Origin of the sequence: Mycobacterium sp. (assembly GCF_049647605.1) — a bacterium.
Classification (GTDB): Bacteria; Actinomycetota; Actinomycetes; order Mycobacteriales; family Mycobacteriaceae; genus Mycobacterium.
The window spans coordinates 1-22,514 of record NZ_JBARXZ010000203.1; the positions used below are offsets into that span (position 1 = coordinate 1).

16 protein-coding genes are annotated in these 22,514 nt (G+C 65.8%); 9 read left to right on the plus strand and 7 right to left on the minus strand.

Features of this window, described 5'->3' with window-relative positions:
- Positions 1-49: 49 nt before the first annotated feature.
- Together nirD and nirB are read right to left on the minus strand one after the other, a co-directional pair.
- Positions 50-397, minus strand: coding sequence for a nitrite reductase small subunit NirD (gene nirD / locus WBB07_RS25780; protein ID WP_526311940.1), 348 nt, complete (start codon positions 395-397; stop codon positions 50-52).
- On the minus strand, positions 394-2,940 hold the full coding sequence (nirB, locus tag WBB07_RS25785; protein ID WP_526311942.1) for a nitrite reductase large subunit NirB: 2,547 nt from the start codon (positions 2,938-2,940) through the stop codon (positions 394-396). Before nirB ends, nirD begins: the two co-directional genes overlap by 4 nt.
- A 190-nt stretch (positions 2,941-3,130) precedes the next feature.
- Between nirB and WBB07_RS25790 the strand changes: the two genes are divergently transcribed.
- Positions 3,131-3,868, plus strand: a complete 738-nt coding sequence (locus WBB07_RS25790; RefSeq protein WP_526311944.1) for an O-methyltransferase — start codon at positions 3,131-3,133, stop codon at positions 3,866-3,868.
- A gap of 18 nt (positions 3,869-3,886) precedes the next feature.
- Here WBB07_RS25790 and WBB07_RS25795 read toward each other — a convergent pair whose 3' ends face one another.
- Positions 3,887-4,648: an isocitrate lyase/PEP mutase family protein gene (locus tag WBB07_RS25795; protein ID WP_526311946.1), complete on the minus strand. Its 762-nt coding sequence runs from the start codon at positions 4,646-4,648 to the stop codon at positions 3,887-3,889.
- 168 nt (positions 4,649-4,816) lie between these two features.
- Between WBB07_RS25795 and WBB07_RS25800 the strand changes: the two genes are divergently transcribed.
- The 5 genes from WBB07_RS25800 (at position 4,817) to WBB07_RS25820 (ending at position 9,072) form a co-directional block, all read left to right on the plus strand.
- Positions 4,817-5,116 carry an Rv0250c family protein gene (locus WBB07_RS25800; RefSeq protein ID WP_526311948.1) on the plus strand — a complete coding sequence of 100 codons (300 nt, stop codon included), beginning with the start codon at positions 4,817-4,819 and terminating at the stop codon, positions 5,114-5,116.
- Positions 5,117-5,191: 75 nt separating this feature from the next.
- Positions 5,192-6,013 carry a succinate dehydrogenase subunit SdhC gene (sdhC, locus tag WBB07_RS25805; RefSeq protein WP_526311950.1) on the plus strand — a complete coding sequence of 274 codons (822 nt, stop codon included), beginning with the start codon at positions 5,192-5,194 and terminating at the stop codon, positions 6,011-6,013.
- Positions 6,014-6,047: 34 nt separating this feature from the next.
- A complete protein-coding gene (locus tag WBB07_RS25810; RefSeq protein WP_526311952.1) occupies positions 6,048-7,970 on the plus strand; it encodes a fumarate reductase/succinate dehydrogenase flavoprotein subunit in 1,923 nt (640 codons plus the stop codon).
- A 2-nt stretch (positions 7,971-7,972) separates the two neighbouring features.
- Positions 7,973-8,722 carry a succinate dehydrogenase/fumarate reductase iron-sulfur subunit gene (locus WBB07_RS25815; RefSeq protein WP_526311954.1) on the plus strand — a complete coding sequence of 250 codons (750 nt, stop codon included), beginning with the start codon at positions 7,973-7,975 and terminating at the stop codon, positions 8,720-8,722.
- A gap of 194 nt (positions 8,723-8,916) precedes the next feature.
- Positions 8,917-9,072 carry a hypothetical protein gene (locus tag WBB07_RS25820; protein ID WP_526311956.1) on the plus strand — a complete coding sequence of 52 codons (156 nt, stop codon included), beginning with the start codon at positions 8,917-8,919 and terminating at the stop codon, positions 9,070-9,072.
- A 14-nt stretch (positions 9,073-9,086) separates the two neighbouring features.
- Here the strand turns inward: WBB07_RS25820 and WBB07_RS25825 are convergent, their stop codons facing one another.
- A complete protein-coding gene (locus tag WBB07_RS25825; RefSeq protein ID WP_526311958.1) occupies positions 9,087-9,599 on the minus strand; it encodes a flavin reductase family protein in 513 nt (170 codons plus the stop codon).
- 64 nt (positions 9,600-9,663) lie between these two features.
- On the opposite strand from WBB07_RS25825, the gene WBB07_RS25830 reads away from it, so the two are divergent.
- From WBB07_RS25830 to WBB07_RS25840, 3 genes are all read left to right on the plus strand, one after another.
- On the plus strand, positions 9,664-11,376 hold the full coding sequence (locus tag WBB07_RS25830; protein WP_526311960.1) for a fatty-acid--AMP ligase: 1,713 nt from the start codon (positions 9,664-9,666) through the stop codon (positions 11,374-11,376).
- An 11-nt stretch (positions 11,377-11,387) separates the two neighbouring features.
- Complete coding sequence (locus WBB07_RS25835) at positions 11,388-12,035, plus strand: GAP family protein (RefSeq protein WP_526311962.1); 648 nt, start codon at positions 11,388-11,390, stop codon at positions 12,033-12,035.
- Positions 12,036-12,106: 71 nt separating this feature from the next.
- Positions 12,107-13,183, plus strand: coding sequence for a PE-PPE domain-containing protein (locus tag WBB07_RS25840; RefSeq protein ID WP_526311964.1), 1,077 nt, complete (start codon positions 12,107-12,109; stop codon positions 13,181-13,183).
- 94 nt (positions 13,184-13,277) lie between these two features.
- Here the strand turns inward: WBB07_RS25840 and WBB07_RS25845 are convergent, their stop codons facing one another.
- From WBB07_RS25845 to pks2, 3 genes are all read right to left on the minus strand, one after another.
- A complete protein-coding gene (locus tag WBB07_RS25845) occupies positions 13,278-16,271 on the minus strand; it encodes an MMPL/RND family transporter (protein WP_526311969.1) in 2,994 nt (997 codons plus the stop codon).
- Positions 16,272-16,297: 26 nt separating this feature from the next.
- Positions 16,298-17,737, minus strand: coding sequence for a condensation domain-containing protein (locus tag WBB07_RS25850; protein WP_526311965.1), 1,440 nt, complete (start codon positions 17,735-17,737; stop codon positions 16,298-16,300).
- Positions 17,738-17,825: 88 nt separating this feature from the next.
- The coding region (gene pks2 / locus WBB07_RS25855) for a sulfolipid-1 biosynthesis phthioceranic/hydroxyphthioceranic acid synthase (RefSeq protein ID WP_526311967.1) at positions 17,826-22,514 on the minus strand (4,689 nt) is incomplete at its 5' end.

Consider the following 22,514-nt stretch of genomic DNA (forward strand, 5'->3'; position numbering starts at 1 on the left):
GGCATATTTTGCGCCCAAACGTCCGTTTCGGCGCGCAACAGTGTGGGGTTCAGCGGCCGACGTACACCGTGCCGTCACCGTCGACGCGGACCCCGTACACCGGCACCGACACGTTCGGGTCGTCCAGACAGCTGCCGTCGTCGAAAGCAAAGGCCTGCTTCTTGATCGGAGACTGCACACACGCCCGCCCGGCCCGGTCACCGATGATCCCCCGCGACAGCACGGCGGCACCGGAGAAGGGATCGATGTTGCCGACCGCACACACAGTGTCGTCGTCGAGCCGGAACAGCGCGGCCTGGGATCCGTCGTCGAGCAGCACCCCGACACCGCGCCCGGGGATCAGGAAATCGAAAGCACAGGCCGCGGTCCAGACCTGGATGTCGTTCAAAAGCGTCATGCCATCTCCCCTTTGGCCGGTATCGCCGGCATTCCCATCGGCACCTTGCGGCCGTACCGCTCGCCGAAAGCCACGGTGAGATCCGGCTCCTCGGGGGCGTTCACAAACGACACGAACCTCGCCACCTTGTCGGGGTCGTCGAGCACACCCTTCCATTCGCAGGTGTAACCGTCGACATGCCGGGCCATGGCAGCCTCGAACTCGGCTGCCAGCCCCAGCGAGTCTCCGCAGACAACCTCCTCGAGGTGGGCCAGACCACCCATCAAGCTCTCCACCCAGGTAGCGGTGCGCTGCAAGCGGTCCGCGGTGCGGATGTAGAACATCAGGAACCGGTCGATATACCGGATCAGTGTGTCGGTGTCGAGGTCACTCGCCAGCAGCTGCGCGTGTTTGGGGGTCATCCCGCCGTTGCCACCCACGTAGAGATTCCAGCCGTTCTCGGTGGCAATCACACCGACATCCTTGCTGCGGGCTTCGGCGCACTCGCGCGCACAGCCCGACACACCCATCTTGATCTTGTGCGGGGCACGCAGACCGCGGTAGCGCAGTTCCAGATCGATGGCCAGTTGAACCGAATCCTGCTGTCCGTAACGGCACCAATCGCTGCCGACGCAGCTCTTCACCGTACGCAGCGACTTGCCGTAAGCCTGACCGGATTCCATGCCGCCCTCGACCAGCCGCGCCCAGATCTGCGGTAGCTCATCGACTCGCGCACCGAACATATCGATGCGCTGGCCGCCGGTGATCTTGGTGTAAAGACCAAAATCCCTGGCGATCTCACCAATCAGGATCAGCTGCTCTGCAGTGATGTCGCCTCCCGGAACCCGGGGTACCACTGAATAGCTGCCGTTGCGCTGGATATTGGCCAGAAAATGATCGTTGGAATCCTGCAGCGCGGCCTGCTCACCGCCGAGAATGTGATCGGAACCGGTCGACGCCAGGATGGACGCCACTGTGGGTTTGCAGATATCACAACCCTTTCCACGTCCGTAGCGCTGCACCAGACCGGAGAAGGTCCGGACCTCGGTGGCGGAGATGATCTCGAACAGCTCAGCCCGCGAATACCGGAAGTGCTCACACAGTGCCTTCGACTGACTGACCCCTTCGGCTTCGAGCAGCTGCTTGAGCAAGGGCACACACGACCCGCATGACGTGCCGGCGGAGGTACAGGACTTCAAGGCGGGCACGTCGGCGCAGCCGTCGGCGATGGCGCACTTGAGATCGTGTTTGGAGACGTTGTTACACGAGCAGATCTGAGCACCATCCGGTAGCGCCACGACCCCCAGCCCTTGCCCTCCGCCGCCGGATCGGGCCGGCGCGATGAGTGCCATCGGGTCACCGGGCAACTGACCGCCGACCATCGGCCGCAACACACCGTAAGCCGAGGCGTCTCCGACCAAAACGCCGCCGAGCAGAGTCTTGGCGTCATCGGAGAGCACCAGTTTGGCGTAGGTCCGGTTCACCGCGTCGTTGACGACAACCTCGATGCAGTCCGGGGTGACCCCCATCGCGTCGCCGAAGCTGGCAACATCGACACCCAGCAGCTTGAGCTTGGTGGAGAGGTCGGCGCCGGGAAATTCGGCCGCGCCGCCGAGCAATCGGTCCGCGACGACCTCCGCTGAGGTATAGCCGGGCGCCACCAGCCCGTAACAACGGCCCTCGATGGCAGCAGCCTCGCCGACCGCATAGATATTGGGATCAGCGGTGACACACGACAGGTCGGTGAGCACGCCACCACGTTCGGCCACTGCCAGCCCGGCAGTACGGGCCAGCTCGTCGCGAGGCCGAATCCCGGCGGCGAACACCACCAGGCCGGCATCGATGACCGTGCCGTTCGACAGCGATACCGCCAAAGTGCCGTGCTCGGTGGTACCGATCGTGTCGGTGCCGACATCGACGTGCACCGCGATCCCCAGGTCAGAGATCATCCGGCCCAGTAGCGCCCCGCCGGCGGCATCGAGCTGCTGAGCCATCAGACGCGGTGACCGTTCAATCACATGAGCTTCGATACCGAAGTTGCGCAACGCATTTGCCGCTTCGAGTCCGAGCAATCCACCGCCGATCACCACACCCGCGCGGGTGTATCCGGCCGCCAGGGTCGCTTCGACACCGGCTTTGATGGCATCCAGGTCGTCGAGGGTGCGGTACACGTGACAGCCGGGCACATCATGGCCGGGCAGCGGCGGAACGAACGCAACCGAGCCCGTCGCCAATACCAGCGCGTCATAGCCGAATCGCTCACCTTCGGCGGTGGACACCACCTTGTTCTGCCGGTCGATCTCGACGGCGGTGACACCGAGTCGGACGTCGACGTGCCGGTCGTCGGCGTAGTCGTTGCCGGGCAGCGCCAGGCGCCTCCGATCCCAATGCTCGGTGTAGCCGGTCAAACCGACGCGGTCATAGGCGGCGTCCCGTTCTTCCGAAAGCACGGTGATCACCCACCGGTTCGCCTCGTCACGGGCCCGCAGGGCCTCCACGAGGCGGTGGGCGACCATACCGTGCCCGATCACAAGCAATTTCCGGCAGAGCTGCTCGTACGGCATGGCGCCAGGCTAAGAAACCGATATTGCCGCGATGTCGCGCCGTGTGAACCGACCATCACACTGTGCTCACTTGCCGGCGTGGCGCATTGTGAGCCCGTCCGACCACGCCCAGACACGGAGGGGACCCGTGCAGATAAGGATAGGCTAAGCTCTGGTCTTTCGTGGCGTTTATCCAGAACACGGGGACCGTATGACCCAACCAGTGATCGACCAGATCCATCGGAGCAAGGCAGTTGTCGACGCCGGCGGCGTCCGGCATCCCGTGCACTCGCATATCGATGCGGCCGAGGGGCGCTTTCTCGCGGAGTTGATCGCCGGCGACCCGTCGATATCCAAGACTCTCGAGATCGGCTGCGCCTACGGATTGTCGGCACTTCACATCACCGGCGCACTGGCCGGACGCCACGGCGCCCACCACACGATCGTCGACCCGCACCAGAACACGGACTGGTCTGGCATCGGTGTGGCAAACCTGCGTCGAGCAGGAATCGACTACTTCGACCTGATCGAACAGCCATCCGAAGTCGCCCTGCCGAAACTGGTGGCCGACGGAGCCGAATTCGACCTCGTCTTCGTCGACGGCTGGCACACCTTCGACCACACCCTGCTCGACGTCTTCTACGCCAACCGGCTGGTGAAGGTCGGAGGCTACATCGTCATCGACGACTGCGGCTGGCGCAGCGTGTCGAAGGTGGTCTCCTACTTCGCCAAGTACCCGTGCTTCGAGATCGTCGGCGGCGCCGACAGCACCAATGTCATCCACCGGGCAGCCCGATACGTCGGACGCAAGCTCCGGCCACTGGCAGCTGTGGCGCTACCGCACTGGCTCTACGACCACGTGTTCGCCAGCATCAAGCACCCCTCGATGGTGGCCTTGAAGAAAATCTCCAGCGACGACCGCGACTGGAAATGGTTTGTGTCGTTCTAGCTCTCGCGAGCAGTCAGCTCAACCCCAGCGCTCCAGGATCTCCTTGGCCCGGACCGTCAACGCGGCCTGGAAGAACGGGCCGAAACTGATCCGGCCCACTCCGAGAGGACCAAAGCTCGCGGGATCGTCCTGATCCGGCAACGCAATCGCGTTGACCGGCAGTGGCAGTTCAGAGGTCAAGCGCCGTAACGTGTCCGGGTCGTGACGGCCCACCGGGTACAAACTGTCGGCGCCGGCTTCGGCGGCCTCTTTCATCCTCGCGATGGCACGGTCCACCCGGTCGGATTCATCACCGTCCTGCCGCAGGAACAGATCGGTGCGAGCGTTGACCACCAGATGCACACCAGCGCTGTCGGCAGCCGTGCGCAGCGCGCCCACCAGGGCGGCGTGCTCGCCGGCGGATCGCAACCGCTTGCCCTCGCTGTGCACGGTGTCTTCGATGTTGAGGCCGACAGCTCCCGCCCTCAACAAACCGGAAATCAACTCCTCGGCCGGTAACCCGTAGCCGGACTCGATATCCACCGAGATCGGGACATCCACTTTTTCGGTGATCTGCGCGACCCGCGTCAGCAAATCCTCGAACGACATGCCCTCGTTGTCCGGTTTGCCGATGGAATCGGCGACGGGATGGCTTCCGACGGTCAGTGCGGCGAATCCCGCGTCCACCGCCAGGGCCGCCGACCACGCGTCCCACACGGTCGGAAGGATCACCGGGGGCTTGTGCAACTCCAGCAGGGTGGTCGCCTTTGCAGCGAGCGCCTCGGTCGAAGTTCCGCTCATCATGTCTCCTCGTCGTCCGGTAGAACTCGTGGTCCGCTAACGCTTTAACCCAATCGCAGTTACGTCGATGACATTCCGATACGTGACGTGGGTCACGTCCAGTTTGTGAAGTGGCTAGCATTGGGTGTCGTAATGTGATTCATGACACCTTCAGCCCAAGGAGGTCACTTGTCCAGCACTACTGAACTCGCCGAATTGCACGATCTCATCGGAGGCCTGCGGCGGTGCGTGACGTCGCTGCGGTCGAGGTACGGCGACGCCCCGGCGATGCGCCGCATCGTTCTCGACGCGGAACGGATCCTCAACGACGTCGAAATGCTCGACCTCGACGCCGGGGATCTCGACTTGGCCCGGTGCTCGGTACGTCACGCCGGCGAGAAGATCGGCATCCCGGACACCCAGTACGACAGCGATTTCTGGCGCGACGTCGACGACGAAGGCGTGGGCGGCCACAACCGCACCCGATGAGTCCACCGCTCGTCGCACTGGTAACACCGTCACCCGCCGCGGGGCTGTCCCCCGCCCCGATGCAGGAGCCATGAGATGAGCGCGCCCACATCAGATCGACGCAAGACCGGAGTCTTCTCCCCCGGGCGCGCTCAGATCGCTCAACGCACGCTGCGCACCGACAACTGGCTGAAGTCCCCGATCCTCACGGATCTGGGCTTCGCCGCATTCATCATCTACGCAACGGTGCGGGCGTTCATGCAGAGCAACTACTACGTCCCCGAATACGGCTACCTGACGCCCTTTTACTCACCCTGCATCAGCACCGGGTGCGTGCCCGAGGCCAGCCACTTCGGCCAGTTCCTCCCCGACGTCTGGTGGCTACCGTATGCGGCAATGTCCCTGCCGTTCCTGCTGCTGTTCCGGCTGACCTGCTACTACTACCGCGGCGCCTACTACCGGTCGGTGTGGCAGTCGCCAACTGCGTGCGCCGTGGCAGAACCGCACACGAAGTACACCGGCGAGACCCGGATGCCGCTGATAATCCAGAACAGCCACCGGTACTTCTTCTACATCGCGGCTGTCATCTCCGTCATCAACACCTACGACGCCATCATCGCCTTCCACAAGCCCGACGGTGGATTCGGACTAGGCCTCGGAAATCTGATCCTGGTCATCAACGTGACACTGCTGTGGGCCTACACGGTCTCGTGCCACTCGTGCCGGCACGTCGCCGGCGGCCGCCTCAAACACTTCTCGAAACACCCTGTGCGGTACTGGCTCTGGACCCAGATCAGCAAGCTCAACACCCGGCACAAGCTCTTCGCCTGGATCACGCTCGGCACCCTCATGCTGACCGACTTCTACGTCATGCTGGTGGCCAGCGGCACCATTTCTGACCTGAGATTCATTGGCTGACAACTCAATACACGATCAAGTGAGGTTTGAATAGATGGCTGGGGTGGAACGGCACACTTACGACGTAGTCGTCATCGGTGCCGGCGGTGCAGGGCTACGAGCGGTGATCGAGGCCCGGGAGCGTGGCCTGCGCGTCGCCGTGGTCACAAAATCGCTGTTCGGCAAGGCCCACACCGTGATGGCAGAGGGCGGCTGCGCCGCGGCCATGCGCAACGTCAACACCAAGGATTCGTGGCAGGTGCACTTCGGTGACACCATGCGCGGCGGCAAGTTCCTCAACAACTGGCGAATGGCCGAACTGCACGCCCAGGAGGCACCCGACCGGGTGTGGGAGCTGGAGACCTACGGCGCGCTGTTCGACCGCACCAAAGACGGCAAGATCAGCCAGCGCAACTTCGGCGGACACACCTACCCTCGCCTGGCACACGTGGGTGACCGCACCGGCCTGGAAATCATCCGCACGCTGCAACAGAAGATCGTCTCGCTGCAACAGGAGGACAAGCGCGAGCTCGGCGACTACGACGCCCGCATCAAGGTGTTCCACGAATGCTCGATCACCGACCTCATCAAGGATGGCGACCGGATCGCCGGCGCGTTCGGCTACTACCGAGAGACCGGCAACTTCGTGCTGTTCGAAGCGCCGGCAATCGTCCTGGCCACCGGCGGCATCGGCAAGTCGTTCAAAGTGTCGTCGAACTCCTGGGAGTACACCGGCGACGGGCATGCCCTGGCGCTGCGGGCCGGTTCCGGCCTGATCAACATGGAGTTCATCCAGTTCCACCCGACGGGCATGGTCTGGCCGCTGTCGGTGAAAGGCATCCTGGTCACCGAGGGTGTCCGCGGCGACGGTGGGGTGCTGAAGAACTCCGAGGGCAAACGCTTCATGTTCGACTACATCCCCGAGGTGTTCAAGGGGCAGTACGCCGAGACCGAAGAGGAAGCCGACCAGTGGCTCAAAGACAACGACTCCGCGCGCCGCACCCCTGACCTGCTACCCCGCGACGAGGTGGCCCGGGCCATCAACGAAGAGGTCAAGGCGGGCCGCGGCACCCCGCACGGCGGCGTCTACCTCGACATCGCCTCGCGGATGCCACCCGACGAGATCAAGCGCCGACTGCCCTCGATGTACCACCAGTTCATCGAGCTCGCCGAAGTGGACATCACCAAAGACGAGATGGAAGTCGGCCCCACCTGCCACTACGTCATGGGTGGAATCGAGGTCGACCCGGACAGCGGGGGCGCCGCCACACCCGGTCTGTTCGCCGCCGGTGAATGCTCCGGGGGCATGCACGGCTCCAACAGGCTGGGCGGCAACTCCCTGTCCGACCTGCTGGTGTTCGGCAGGCGAGCCGGCTTGGGCGCCTCCGACTACGTGCGGGCGCTGACCGACCGACCGAAGGTGTCAGAGACCGCGCTGGACAACGCCACCAAGCTGGCACTCGATCCATTCGAGCCGAAGGCCAACGCCGAGAACCCCTACACCCTGCATTCCGAACTGCAGCAGTCGATGAACGACCTGGCCGGCATCATCCGCAAGGAAGGTGAACTCGAAGAGGTCCTCGGCAAGATCGACGAACTCAAGGCGCGGTACGCCAACGTTGTCGTCGAAGGCGGGCGCGTCTTCAACCCGGGCTGGCACCTGGCCATCGACATGCGCAACATGCTGCTGGTCAGCGAATGCGTGGCCAAGGCGGCACTGCAGCGCACCGAGAGCCGCGGCGGACACACCCGCGACGACTTCCCGAAAATGGATTCACACTGGCGCAACAAGCTACTGGTCTGCCGGGTGAGCGCGGCAGATGCCGCGGGAAACACCGCCGTGGTGCCCGATGTCGATGTGACGCCGGAGCAGCAGCCGGTGATGCGACCTGATCTGCTGGCCACATTCGAGCTGTCCGAACTCGAGAAGTACTACACCGACGATCAATTGGCCGAGCACCCGGAGCGGAAGGGCTGAAAATGGCTTCTTACGACGCGAAACTGCGGGTGTGGCGCGGCGACCCCGATGGTGGCGATCTGCAGGACTACACCGTTGAGGTCAACGACGGCGAGGTGGTGCTCGACATCATCCACCGCCTACAGGCCACCCAGGCCGGCGATCTGGCCGTGCGCTGGAACTGCAAGGCCGGCAAGTGCGGATCCTGCTCGGCGGAGATCAACGGCAAACCCCGCCTGCTGTGCATGACCCGGATGTCGACCTTCGACGAGGACGAGACCGTGACGGTCACACCGCTGCGCACCTTCCCCGTCATGCGCGATCTGGTGACCGATGTGTCCTTCAACTACGAAAAGGCGCGCCAGATCCCGTCGTTCACCCCGCCCAAAGACCTGCAGCCCGGTGAATACCGAATGCAGCAGGAGGACGTGAACCGCAGCCAGGAGTTCCGCAAATGCATCGAGTGCTTCCTGTGCCAGAACGTCTGCCACGTGGTGCGTGACCACGAGGAGAACAAGGAGAACTTCGCGGGGCCCCGCTTCCACATGCGCATCGCCGAGCTGGACATGCATCCGCTGGACACCGTGGACCGCCAGGAGATGGCCCAAGACGAGTTCGGGCTGGGCTACTGCAACATCACCAAATGCTGTACCGAAGTCTGCCCGGAGCACATCAAGATCACCGACAACGCGCTGATCCCGATGAAAGAACGGGTGGCCGACCGTAAGTACGACCCGATTGTCTGGTTGGGCAACAAGCTCTTCCGGCGATGAGCAGGAGCGCAGCGAGGGCGAAGAGCGGAAGCATCAAGCCCAGTCGGCGATGAGCAGGAGCGCAGCGAGGGCGAAGAGCGGAAGCAACAAGCCCAGTCGGCGATGAGCAGGAGTTTCACAGTCGATAACCCAGTTGACCTCGTGTTGACGAGTACGCTCGAGACAGCGGCCAGTCGACGATGAGAGGCAGCACAATGCGAGAGACGACCAGCGTCAACGACATTCGCACCGCAATTCGCCAGCTCGGCGTTCGCGCCGAACTGGCCTACAAAGAGGGCAGGCAGGACGACGCCCGCGAACTGGAGCAGCGCATCCAGGGCTATCGCGACGAACTCGCGTCAAGACCCTGATCGACCGGCACCGCTCAGGTGCCCAGCTTCCGAAAAGCGCTCCGATGAAACACGATCGGAGCCACTTCGTCGTTCACGGTGATCGTGTGCACCCGAAGGATCACGATGCTGTGATCACCGGCGGGCACCACCTGCTCGACGGCGCTTTCCAACCACACGCTGGTGCCGTCGATGAAGACCGCACCCGCTTCGGTGGAGGTTGTGGTCAGGCCGGCAAATCGGTCGCCCGTCTTGGCTGCCAGCGTCCGGGCAGCGACGTCATGGGCCTCGCCCAGCACACTGATACCCAACACCGGAAGCCCGCTGAGCTTGGGCCAGGTCGTCGACGAGTTCTGCACGCAAAAGGACACCAGCGGCGGGTCCAGTGACACCGGGACAAACGTGCTGGCCGCCAGCCCGACTCGAGTGCCCTCCGTCTCGGCGGCAATTGCGATCACACCTGACGGAAAGTGACCGAAAGCCTCCCGCAACAACGTCGGGCTCAAATCAGCAGTCGTCGGCGGGGTGGGCCGAGTTGAAGGATTCATCGTTCCTCGATATTACGGATCGGCGGGCGCAAGCACGACAGGTACGACCGGTAACGTGACGCCCATGCTCAACACGTCATTGCTCTCCGTGCTGCGCGAACGCGCAGGTGTGGCGCCCAACGACGTGGCCTACACCTATATCGACCATGACGCCGACTGGGATGGGATCAGCCTGAGCCTAACGTGGGCGCAAACCTATCGCCGGACCGTCAACATCGCCATTGAGGTGGCCAAACACAGTTCCGTCGGGGACCGTGCGCTGATCCTGGCCCCGCAGGGCCTGGACTACATCGTCGCGTTTCTCGGTGCCATGCACGCCGGTGCCATCGCCGTACCGCTGTCGGTACCGTATGCCGGTTCCCACGACGACCGGGTGAGCGCCGTCTTCGCCGACACCCAGCCGACGGTGATCCTGACCACCTCGGCCGCCGCATCGACGGTCGCCGAATACGTCGGTGATTCCGGGGCCACCGTCATCGAGATCGACTCCCTGGATCTCGACGGCCGCAATGGGTCACCGCCGCGGGTACGCAACGCACCCGAGACCTCATATCTGCAGTACACGTCGGGCTCGACACGAACCCCGGCCGGAGTGATGATCTCCGACCGCAACCTGACGCTGAACTTCGAACAGCTGATGGGGGCGTTCTTCCCCGAGAACGGCGGTGTCGGCCCGCCGGAAACCACCATCGTGTCGTGGCTGCCGTTCTACCACGACATGGGCCTGATGCTGGCCGTCATCGCCCCCATTCTCGGCGGCTTGCACGCGGAGATCATCAGCCCGATCGCGTTCCTGCAGCGGCCGGCCCGCTGGGTCCAGATGATGGCGAAGAACACCAGTGTGTTCACCGCCGCACCCAACTTCGCCTTCGACCTCGCGGCGCGCAAGACCACCAACGAGGACATGGCCGGACTCGACATGTCAGACGTGGTGAACGTCGTCAGCGGCAGCGAACGGGTGCACGCGGCCACCCTGGACCGATTCGCCGCCCGCTTCGCCCGGTTCGGGTTCCCCAAGGAGGCATTGAAGCCGTCCTACGGCATGGCCGAGGCCGTGTTGTACGTCGCGACCGGGGGGTCGGCCTCCGTCGTCGACTTCGATTCCGAGAAACTGGCCGCAGGCACCGCGCAGCGACAGCCCGCCGGAACCGGCAGCCCGCTGCTCGCCTACGGGGTGCCGAAGTCTCCGGCAGTGCGGATCGTCGATCCGGACACCCGGATCGAATGTGTCGACGGTGAAGTCGGAGAGATCTGGGTCAGCGGCGAAAATGTCGCCGCCGGCTACTGGAACAACCCGGAATCCTCGGCACGCACCTTCGGCGGCGTCATCGCCGATGGCCCGGAAGGGCCCTGGCTGCGCACCGGAGACCTGGGATTCTTCTCCGACCGCGAGCTCTTCATCGTCGGGCGCATCAAAGACCTGCTGATCGTGTACGGGCGCAACCACTACGCCGAGGACATCGAAGCCACCGTCGGTGAAATCACCGGAGGCCGGGTCGCGGCGATCTCGGTGCCCGTCGACCAGACCGAAAAGCTGGTCACCATCATCGAACTGAAGAAACGCGGCGACACCCCCGAGGATGTCAGCCTGCGGTTCTCCACGGTCAAGAGTGATGTCGTCTCGGCGGTCTCGAAGGCACACGGCCTCAACGTCGCCGACATGGTGCTGGTCTCCCCCGGAACCATCCCCACCACGACCAGCGGCAAGATCCGGCGCTCGGCGTGTGTGGACCAGTACCGGGGCCAGCAGTTCACCAGGTTGGACACCACCAACTAACCGCACCCGCCATGTGGATCACCGTGCTGGTGATGGGGCTTGTCATCGCGCTGGAGCCATTCCGCATCGGGATGGCGGTGCTGATGCTCCACCGCCCGCACCCGGTGCGCCAACTGGTGACCTTCCTGTGCGGCGGGTTCCTGATGGGCCTGTCGGTGGGCTTGGTGGTGCTGTTCGCGTTCCGCGACGTCCTGGTCGACTCCACCCATTTCACGCTGCCCCATGTGCAATTGGGGATCGGCACCCTGGCGCTGGCCGCTGCCGGCTATCTGTTCCTGCGCCGCGACGGGGTGACCAAACCCGACGGGTGGCTGCTCCGCCGCATTCGGCAGCTACTGACCGGACGGTCGCTGTGGGTGGCCGGGGTGGCCGGCCTCGGCATCGCGCTGCCGTCCGTCGACTACCTCGCGGTGCTGGCCGTCATCTTGTCCTCCGGTTCCGGTGCCGCCACCCAGGTGGCCGCACTGGTCGCATTCAACATCATCGCGTTTGCCCTCATCGAGATACCGCTGCTGGCCTACCTGGTGGCACCGCAGCGAACCGTCACGGCGATGACCCGGCTCAACGAGTGGATCCGGGCCCGCCGCCGCCGAGAGGTGGCGATCCTGCTCACCGCCGTTGGCACAATCTTGGTCGCAGCCGGACTGATCGGCCTGTAACGTGGGGTGCGATAGCCGAAAAGCGGTATTCGATCAGCATTTTCGCTGAGCAGACCGTCAGGAAAGCGGAGATGAAACGACTGTTCGCGGCAGTTGTCGCGGTGAGTGTCGTCGGGGCGTCGGGTGGTTTGGGCACCGGAGTGGCATCTGCCCAGCCCAACCCTTTCGAGCCCGCTCCCCGGCCATCACCGGTGGGCGAGGCCGCCACCGCCGATGTCGTGTACGCACTCGGCGGTGCCCGCGCCCCCGGCATCCCCTGGTACGACTACACCAACCGGGCCGGGGCCGACTATTTCCCCAAGGCCAAACGCGATCTGGTCGACTACCCGGCAGGTGCACCGTTCAGCTGGGTGCCCACGATCTTCTCCCCCGTCGGCGGCCAGGACCGGATGAGCATCGGCCAGGCAGCCGATGTGGCGACCAACAATCTCGACGCGGCGCTACGGCGCAACGGTGACACCCCAGCCGCTGTGGTGGGCCTGTCGCAGGGCACTCTCGGCCTCGCCGACGAACAGGTGCGGTTGGCCCACGATCCCAAGGCACCTCCGGCGGATCAGCTGACCTTCACCCAGATCGGCAACCCGATCGGCCACCACGGCTTCGGAAAGAGCTTCCTGACCGGCATCTTTGCCCCCGGCGATTACATCCCGCTGATCGACTACACGGTGCCGGCTGATGTGGACAGCCAGTACGACACCAACAAGGTGGTCGCCACCTACGACGGGCTGGCCGACTACCCGGACCGGGCCGACAACCTGTTGGCCGGCGCCAACGCGCTGGCCGCCTCGGCGATCGTGCACACCCCGGCGGCGTTCACCGGCCCCGGCGACGTCCCGCCACAAAACGTCAAGACCGTCGTCAACTCGCGCGGCGCCACCGAGACGACGTACCTGATCCCGGTGAAGAGCCTGCCACTGACGCTGCCGTTGCGGTATCTCGGTGTGGCGCCCGGTGATGTCGACGCCCTCGACGCGATCCTGCGTCCGCAGATCGACTCGGGCTACTCGCGCTACGACAACCCGCTGAACCGACCGGTGTCCGTCGACCCTGCCCACGGCATGGATCCGATCGCGATCCTGGACCCTGAAACCCGCGGCGCCATCGAGAGCGCATTCGCCACGGTGCGCGAGTTCATGCCGCCGGCCTGACCCGGTTACTTCCCGCCCAGATCGACGCAATGGCGCGAGTCACTCGCACTTTTTCGCCCGTTTGTGAGTTTGGGCGTGCAGTTGCAGCGGGGTGTCACACACGGTCGAAGACCGTCTCCTTCGCCTCCGGCGGTGGGGGCGGGGGCGGTGTGTCGGTGACCTTGGTGCCCAGCCACGGCTTGGCCGGCCACCAGCCGGCCTTACCCAGCAGCGTCGCAATGGCCGGCACCGTCATGGTCCGCACCACAAAGGTGTCCAGCAGCAGGCCCACCCCGATCACAAAACCGGACTGCACCACGGTGCCGACACTGGAGAACAGCAAGCCTGACATCGACGCGGCGAAGATGGTTCCCGCGGCGGTGATCACCCCGCCGGTCGAAGCGACCGTGCGGATGACGCCGTAACGGATCCCGCGCGGGGCCTCCTCCCGCAACCGCGACGCCAGCAGCATGTTGTAGTCGGCACCGACGGCCACCAGCACCACAAACACCAAACCCGGGACGCTCCAATGTAATTGCTGCCCCAGCAGGAACTGGAAGACGATCACCCCGATACCGACCGCCGAGGCGGTCGACAGGAGCACACTGCCCACCAGATACAGCGGGGCCACCACGCTTCGCAACAACACGATCAGGATCAGCAACACCACCAGGATGGTGACGGTGACGATCAGCCGCAGATCGTGGCCGTACAGATCGCGGGTGTCCCGCAGCGTCACCGGGTAACCGGACATCGACACCGTGGCATCCGAGAGCGCCGTATTGGGCTGCGCACCGCGCGCCGTGTCGAGAATCCTGTTGACCTGATCCATGGCCTCGAGGCTGAACGGATTGAGGTCGGTCTGGATGAAGTACCGCGCCGAATGACCGTCCGGCGAGACAAAGATCTGGGCGATCTGCCGGAAGTCATCGGTGTCGAGCACCTGCTGCGGGATGTTGAACCCGGCCATCGAAGGCTCAGAAGCATTACGCCCCATGGACATCAAGAAGTCCGACGCCTGGGTCAGACCGACCCCCAGACGTTGGGTCTCCTTGACCAGCAACTCGACACCGTCGGCGATCTGCCTGCTGGCGCCTGCCAGGTCGTCGGCTCCCTTGGTCACGCTGAACAGCTGCGAGCGCGCGCTGCGGGCATCGGTGATCCCGAGCCGTTGCAACGCGTTGGCCGCCGTGTCCAACGACGAGCTGAGATCCTCGATGGTCTCCGACAGCGACTGCAACGGACCCGTCGACTGCAATTCCCGCCCCAGCGTCACCAGCCGGTCCAGCGCGCCGTCGTCACGCGCGATCTGCAGCCGGCGGAACTGCTCACGGGCGGCGCCGCACACCGCATTGGTGCTGCAAATGGGACTGGCGTCCAGCGAGGCCACCACCGGGTCCAGCCACGCAAAGCTGTCCGTCAGACCTCCGACATTTGTCTCCAGCAGCTCACCGAACGAGCGCATGTTGGCGATCAGCTTGGTGGCGCCGCCCAACTGACCCATCGTCGTGCTGCCACCGAACCGGTTCTCGATCGAAACCAGCGCATCAACCAGGCTGCGCACGCTGCCGATCGATCGATTGATCTGGCCGCGGGCGTCACCGAGACCGTCAGCGAGCTGGTCGGCGCCCGAGACCAACGTGTTCAGATCGCCGGAGCGTCCCTCGATGAGGTTGGACGCCTCACCGAGCTGGCTTCCGACCTCACCCGCCTGATAGCTGGCCCGGGCTTGTTCGAGAGACTCCCCGGTGGGCCGGGTGACACCGCGCACCATCGCCACCCCGGACACCTGACTGATCCGCTGCGCCAACTGCTCCAGATCGGCCAGGGCCCGCGGGGTCCGCAGATCCTGCGGGGACTGAATCAGAAGATACTGCGGGATGGTCTGATTCACCGGGAAGTGCTGCTCCAATGCCGCGTAGCCCACGTTGGACGCCATATCGTCGGGCAGCTGTTTACGGTCGTCGTAGTTGAACACCACCAGCCCGGCGCAGCTGGCCAACACCAACAGCACCGCCAGACTCGCGACCAGGTGCAGCGCGGGACGGCGCACGATGCGGATGCCGGCCCGCCGCCAGAACACCGCGGTGCGCTGCGGCCGCGGCGCCACCCACCCCCGTGGACCGGCCAGGATCAGCACGGCGGGCAGCAGCGTCACCGCGGCCAGGAACGACACTCCGATCGCAACCGACAGCGCCACCCCCACCGTCGAGAACACCCCGAGCTTGGCAAAACCCATACCCAGGAATGTGACACCGACCGTGCCGGCCGACGCCGCGATGACCTTGCCGATCGAGGCCATGGCCCGCCGGACCGCGTCGGTCGGGTCATGTCCGAGACGCACATAGTCGTGGTAACGGCTGATCAGGAACACCGCGTAATCGGTGCCCGCGCCGGCGATCATGGCGCTCATCAGCACGATGGTCTGGTTGGAGATCGCCAGGCCGGTCAGCAGCGAGATCAGCGCCACCACCGCCTGGGCCGACATCAACGCCGCGCCGATGGTCAACAGCGGCAACAGCATCGTGACCGGGTTGCGGTACACGATGAACAAGATGATCAGCAGCATCACCGCGATGGCCGACTCGATGGGTAACCGGTCGCCCGCACCGGCCACGGTGAGGTCGGCAACCGTGGCGGCCGGTCCGGTCAGATTGACCGTCAACGTCGAACCCGCGACGGCATTGTCGACCACCGCCGACACTCGCTCGTAGGCGGCGAAAGCCTCCGGTGTGCCCAGTTCCCCGGTCAGCCCGACCGGCAGCAGCCAGGCCTTGCCGTCCTCGCTGCTGAGCGTCTCGCGCAGCTGGGGCGTGCTGATGAAGTCCTGCATCATCGCAACGTCGTCGGGTAGCTGCCGCAACCTGTCGACCAGCCCCCGATAGGTCTGTTCGTCGCCCGGGGTCAGCCCACCGTCGTCGGTGAGCAGCACCACCACGACGTTCTCGGTGCCGGCCTCCTGGAACGCCTCGGTCATCTGCTGAGTCGCCACCGTCGACGGCGCATCCGCGGGCAGCACCGCGATCGGGTTGCGCTCGGACATGACGGTCAGCGACGGGGCCACCAGCGGCACCGCCAACGCCAGCACCGCCCAGAAGCCGATGACCAGCCACGGCCACCGGCTGACAAATCTGGCTAGCCGACCGAAGAAGATGTGCTCACCTCACGCACGTTGCGCCGCGAACCACCGGCCACCTGCTGGAACATCGCCTTCATCGTCTCCAGGTACGTGGCGACCGACGGGTGGGCTTCCACGTTGTCCGGGTACATCACCGTCATCGCCGTCTCCTGTTCGACCCGCAGCACGTAGATGCACAACTGGTAGCTGTACCGGCTGTCGCTGTAGATACCGATGTTCAGCGAGTCCAGGTTGGCGGTGAGCAGCACCGACAACGGCGGGGTGCCGGCGTCGAGGAAGTTCACCACGGGAAAGTTGGGTCGCGGTTTACTCAACTGCGGCGCCAACTCGAGCACCCGCTCGTAGGGCACCTGGGCCAGATGCAGCCCGGTGTCGAACGACTGCTGGGCGGCGCGGGCGGCCTCGGCGAACGACAAGCCGGCGATCGGCACCGTGACGGGCACCAGCCCGGTGAACCACCCCTGCGTCATCAGGTCGGCCTCGGTGCGGCGGGTGTCACTCGGCGTCAGACCGTAATAGGTGTCGGCACCGGTCAATTCGTGTTCGGCCATCGCACTGATGGCCATGACACCACCGATGAACCGCGCCCCGGCCGCCGTGCACGCATTCTCGAAGCCGGCGGTCTGTTCCTGATCCAGCATCCGCATCGTGACGATCTGCGCGCCAGACAGCTGCCCGGGATCACCCAGCGGCAACGGGAAATCCGGCATGCTGCCGCGGTTGGCCTCGGCGAACTGCTTCCACGACTGGACATTCGGCGACTCGAGGGTCAACGCATCGGTCTCCTGGCGCTGCCGGACACAGAATTCCTGGTAGCTGCCCGCCGGCGGCAACGGCAACGGCTGGTTACCGCCGGTGATCGCCAGGTACATCATGTAGAACTCCGTCAGCGTGGTCCCGACGATGGTGGCGTCGACGTGTACATGGTCGATGCTCGCAAAGAAGGTGAAGTGATCTTCGCCCTGGACGATACCGAACCGAAAACAGTCCCACTGCAACGGATCCGGCGTACTGATCACGAGTTCGCGGGCCTGCTCGACGCTCAGGCGCCCATGTCGTACCGGCACGAACTCGATATCGGCGGCATCGGCGAGGGTGTGACGCACGATTTCACCCGACTCGAAGTACTCGAATCGACTGCGGTAGGTGTCGTGGCGCCGCAAGTGCTGGTTGATCACGTAACTCATGGCCCGCACGTCGCACCGGCCCGGGGCGTCACAGCTGACCACCATCAGCCGGGAATAGTCCAGGCCCTGCGCCACCTGCTCGGCGTACCCCCGAATGTGCTGCGCCTGCATGTAACTGACCGGCACGTCGGACACCGGCGCCTGCGCCGCCGCCTCGAGCGCCCGTGTCGACGGTTCCCACGAAATGACAGTACCGGCGCTGGGTTCCCACTCTTCCAGCGTGCCGACCACCAAAGGACCTACTCGCAACACACTCTCCTCAATCGTTGGCAGGCGCCGATCGTTGCCGGACGTCGGTCGCTCACCGGCATCGATCGTCCACGAACGGTGCCACTGGTCACGGACTGGCCGTCAGTTCCTCGTACAGGTGATCGGCGAGCCCGCGCACCGTGGTGATCTGGGTGGGCCGGATGCGCACACCGGTTTCGGTCTCGATCCGGGTCCGCAGTTCGAGGTTGCCCAGCGAGTCCATCCCGTAGTCCGACAGCGGCCGATCCGGATCGATGGTCCGGCGCAACAGCACACCGAGCTGGTCGGAGATCAAGCGGCGCAACGCGCTCGGCCACTCCTCCTGGGGCAGTTCGGCAAGCTCGGCCCGGAATCTGCCGCTGTCCTTGCCGCCGTCGCCGATGGCCTGGAAGTCCTCGGCGAACTTGCTGCGCTGGGCAAACGCGGTGAGCCACGGCGTCCCGGTGATCGGCGCATAACCCGAGTAGGCCCGGTGGTGGCGCAACAACTGGGCAAACGCGTGGAAACCCTCATCCGGTTCGATCGCCGCACCCATATCCGCCGCGACCTCGGTGGCCTGGCCGACCCCGCCCCAGGCTCCCCACGCAATCGCCGCCGTGGGCTTGCCGGCAATCGAGCGCCACCGGGAAAATCCGTCCAACCAGCTGTTGGCCGCGGCGTAAGCGCCCTGCCCCGGTGAGCCCACCAGGGCCGCCGCCGAGGAGAACACGCAGAACCAGTCGAGATCGGCCTTGGCGTCCTCCAACGCAGTGTGGAGGTTCCACGCCCCCAGCACTTTCGGCGACCAGCACCGGTCGACCAGATCGGCGGTGACATTGGTCAGAATCGCATCCTCGACCACCGCGGCACCGTGGAGCACGCCCCGGACCGGCAGCCCGGTAGCGGTGGCTGATCTGACCAGGCGTCTGGCCGTCGCGCTGTCGGCGATGTCACCGCACTCGATGACCACGTCGGTTCCGCCGGCACGGAGCCGTTCGATGACGTCCAGCGCGTCGGCGCCGGGCTCCGAGCGGGAGTTCAACACGATGCGTCCGCAGCCGGCTTCGGCCAACCGCCCAGCCAGGAACAGCCCGAGTCCGCGGAGCCCGCCGGTGATGATGTAGGCACCGTCGGGCCGGAACACCGGCACATCGGCGGGGCGCACCACGGCGCTGGTGTGGCCGCCACCGGTCGGGACGTCGAGAACAACTTTGCCGGTATGGCCGGCCCCGCCGACCAGGCGCACCGCGGCCGCGGCATCGGTGAGCGGATAGTGCGTCGTCGGAGGCATCGGCAACACGCCCTTGGCGGTCTCCGCGTACACGGTGGCGAGCAGGCGGGCCACCAGATCCGGGTGGCTGTGTGTCATCAACGCCAGGTCGACGGCATACAGCGACAGATTGCGGCGGAACGGGAACAGCCCCATCTTGGTGTCGCCGTAGATATCGCGTTTGCCGATCTCGACGAACCGCCCACCGAATGCCAACAGCTCCAAGCCGGCCCGTTGCGCCGCACCCGGTAGCGAGTTGAGCACGATGTCCACACCGTAGCCATCGGTATCGCGGCGGATCTGGTCGGCGAACGCTGCGCTACGCGAATCGTAGACATGTTCGATACCCATGTCGGACAGCATCTTCCGACGTTCCGGGCTACCGGCCGTGGCAAACACCTCGGCGCCTACCGCCCGAGCCATCGCGATGGCGGCCTGGCCGACGCCGCCGGTACCGGAGTGGATGAGCACCTTGTCGGCGGCCGACATCCGGGCCAGCTCGTGCAGCCCATACCAGGCCGTCGCGGATGCGGTGGGCACCGCGGCGGCATCGGTCAGCGAGATCTCTTCCGGCAGTGTGATGGCCAGGCGGGCGTCACACACCACAAAAGTGCTCCAGCAGCCACCGGCCGACATCCCGCCCACACGATCACCGACCCGGTGCGTGGTGACATCCGGACCCACCGCGGTCACGACACCGGCAAAGTCGATACCGAGCTGCTGGCGGTATCCCTCGAACGTGGGATACCGCCCGAAAGCCACCAGCACGTCGGCGAAGTTGATGCTCGACGCCGCGACGGCGACCTCGATCTGTCCCGGCCCCGGCGCCACCCGGTCGACGGCGACGGCCTCCAGCGATTCCACGTCTCCGGGGGTTCGGATCTCCAGCCGTAGCGCGCCACCGTCGTGATCAACGATGGTGGTGCGGCGCTCGTCGGGCCGCAGCGGACCTGGACGTAGCCGCGCCGAGTGGAAATCACCGTCGCGCCAGGCGGTTTCGTCTTCCTCGGAGCCACTGAGCAGCTGGCGCACCACATCCTCGGCCGTGGTGGCGCCGCCGGCGTCGATGTCGACATCCACACCGGTGGCACCCAGGTGCGGATGCTCGGCGTCGATCACCCGCAACAGTCCACGCAATCCGGCCTGTTCGAGGTTCGGGAGGTCGCCCGGCGCGAGGGCCGCGGCGTTTCGGGTCACGACAAACAGCCGCGGCGGGTCCCCGGAAACATCGGCCAGTTCGCCTGCAATACCGACTAATTCGACAACACTGCGGCGCCCGTCGGCAGGGTCGACGGGAGCCGTCAGCTCCTCGGGAGCCGTCACGACCACCACACCGCGGACGCCGGCACCGATGCCGGGACGGACCACCCGGGAGCTCAGCGACGTACCGTCTGCCGCGGGCCACGCGGTGACCTCGGCGCGGGCGCCGGCGGCCCGTAACGCGGTGGCGAGTTCTTCGGCGAATTCGCCCGCGGTGTCGGCAGTGCGAACCAGCAGCCAGGAGCCGGGTTCGCCGGTGGCGTCGGGCAATTCGCGGCGGTCCCACTCGATGGTCAGCAGACGCTCGTTGAGAGTGCGGTCGGCTCCAGCGGCCGCCGACGCGCCACCCAGGCGCAACCCTTCGACGCTCAGCAGCACGGCGCCGTCGGCGTCGAGCACCTCCAGGTCGGCTTCGACTTCACCGGGCCGGGCCGATGTCACCTTGGCCAGGCAGTAGTGCGCGTCCCGGGTGGGCTGGTGCAGGCGCAGCCGCCGAACCCCCACGGGCAGCAGCATTCCGCCACCGCCTGCGGCGCGCTGCACTTCGGGCGCCACGATGATCGACTGGAAGCAGGCGTCCAGCAGCGCGGGGTGACTGCCGTAGACCGACTGCTGCGAGCGGATGGCGCCGGGCAGCGCCACCTCGGCGAGCACGGTGGTGACCTCATCGACCTCCGGATCGGCGGTGCGGGCTGCGGCCAGACCGTGGAACGCCGGCCCGTACTGGATCCCGACACCGGCGTACACGTCCCGAAGTTCCGAGCCGTCGAGCCGGTACGGATGCGCAGCCAGCACCGTCTCCATGTCGTATGGAGCAGGTTGCGTGGCACCGGAATCGGGCACCAGCAGCGCTGTGGCCCGCCGAACCCGCTCCCCCTCGGTGTGGGTCTCGACGGCGAAGTCCAGGGTGTCGGAGGTGGTGGCGGTGGCCGACGCGGAGATCAGTGTCTGGTCATCGAGCAGCAGCGTCGACTCGAACGTGACATCGCGCACTTCGGCGGTCTCGCCCAGCGCGGTCCGGGCCGCGATCATGGCCATCTCGCAGTAGCCGGCCCCGGGGAAGGCCGCCACGCTGTGGATCTGGTGGTCGGCGAGCCAGTCGTGTGCGGCGGTTCCGACCTCGCCCTGCCACACATGGCGTTCCGGTTCTTCGAACAGGTGCACGTGGGCGCCGAGCAGCGGATGCACCGCTTGCACCGCGGCACCGCGGGTCTGCTGATCGGCCTCGTCGCGGGACAGCATCAGTTCACGATGGGTCCAGGTCGCCAGTGGCGCATCGACCAGGTCACCTTCGGGGTGGACGGCGGCAAAATCCACCGCGGCGCCCGCGCTGTACACATCGGAGACAAAACTGTGCAGGCCGTACGGTAGTTCCTGGTCGCGGCGCAGCGCCGCCAGTGCGGCCACGGGGAAGTCCATACCGGCGGCGTTCTGCTCGACGGCGTGGGTCAGCAATGGGTGCGGCGCGAGTTCGCCGAACACCCGGAACCCGTCTTCGAGGGCCGCCTGGACCGCCGCCGCGAAACGCACCGTGTAGCGCAGATTGTCAGCCCAGTAGTCCGCATCGAACGTCGGCCGGTCGCGCGGGTCCCACAGGGTGGCCGAGTAGTACGGCACCTCCGGGTCCAGGGGTGCGATATCGGCCAGCGCGTCGAGCAGGTCGTCGAGGATCGGGTCCACCTGCGGCGAGTGGGACGCCACGTCCACGGCGACTTCGCGGGCCATCACCTCGTTGCTCTCCCAGGCCGCCACCAGATCCCGGATGGTCTGGGTGGCTCCCCCGACAACGGTCGAGGTGGGTGATGCGACAACCGAGAGCACCACATCGGAGATGCCGCGAAGGGAGAGCTCGGAAATGACCTGCTGGCCGGGCAGCTCCACGGCCGCCATGGCGCCGCTGCCGGAGATCCGGTTCATCAGCCGGGAGCGCCGGCAGATGACCTTCACGCCGTCGGCCACCGACAGCCCGCCCGCGACGACCGCTGCCGCGGCCTCGCCGAGCGAGTGCCCGATGACCGCGCCGGGCCGCACCCCGTGGGCCTTCATCGCCGCCGCCAACGCGACCTGCATGGCAAAGATCGTCGGCTGTACCCGGTCGATGCCCGTGACGGTCTGCGGTGCGGTGAGCGCCTCCGTCACCGAGAAGCCGGACTCGGCCGCGATCAGCGGCTCGAGCTCGGCGACGGTCGCAGCGAACACCGGCTCGGTGGCCAGCAGCTGGGCGCCCATCCGCGCCCACTGTGAGCCCTGCCCGGAGAACACCCAGAC

Bases quoted from the DNA above. Each gene is read 5' to 3' on its own strand.
- nirD (WP_526311940.1), bottom strand. From the start codon at position 397: ATGACGCTTTTGAACGACATCCAGGTCTGGACCGCGGCCTGTGCTTTC.
- nirB (WP_526311942.1), bottom strand. From the start codon at position 2,940: ATGCCGTACGAGCAGCTCTGCCGGAAATTGCTTGTGATCGGGCACGGT.
- WBB07_RS25790 (WP_526311944.1), top strand. From the start codon at position 3,131: ATGACCCAACCAGTGATCGACCAGATCCATCGGAGCAAGGCAGTTGTC.
- WBB07_RS25795 (WP_526311946.1), bottom strand. From the start codon at position 4,648: ATGAGCGGAACTTCGACCGAGGCGCTCGCTGCAAAGGCGACCACCCTG.
- sdhC (WP_526311950.1), top strand. From the start codon at position 5,192: ATGAGCGCGCCCACATCAGATCGACGCAAGACCGGAGTCTTCTCCCCC.
- WBB07_RS25810 (WP_526311952.1), top strand. From the start codon at position 6,048: ATGGCTGGGGTGGAACGGCACACTTACGACGTAGTCGTCATCGGTGCC.
- WBB07_RS25815 (WP_526311954.1), top strand. From the start codon at position 7,973: ATGGCTTCTTACGACGCGAAACTGCGGGTGTGGCGCGGCGACCCCGAT.
- WBB07_RS25820 (WP_526311956.1), top strand. From the start codon at position 8,917: ATGCGAGAGACGACCAGCGTCAACGACATTCGCACCGCAATTCGCCAG.
- WBB07_RS25825 (WP_526311958.1), bottom strand. From the start codon at position 9,599: ATGAATCCTTCAACTCGGCCCACCCCGCCGACGACTGCTGATTTGAGC.
- WBB07_RS25830 (WP_526311960.1), top strand. From the start codon at position 9,664: ATGCTCAACACGTCATTGCTCTCCGTGCTGCGCGAACGCGCAGGTGTG.
- WBB07_RS25835 (WP_526311962.1), top strand. From the start codon at position 11,388: ATGTGGATCACCGTGCTGGTGATGGGGCTTGTCATCGCGCTGGAGCCA.
- WBB07_RS25840 (WP_526311964.1), top strand. From the start codon at position 12,107: ATGAAACGACTGTTCGCGGCAGTTGTCGCGGTGAGTGTCGTCGGGGCG.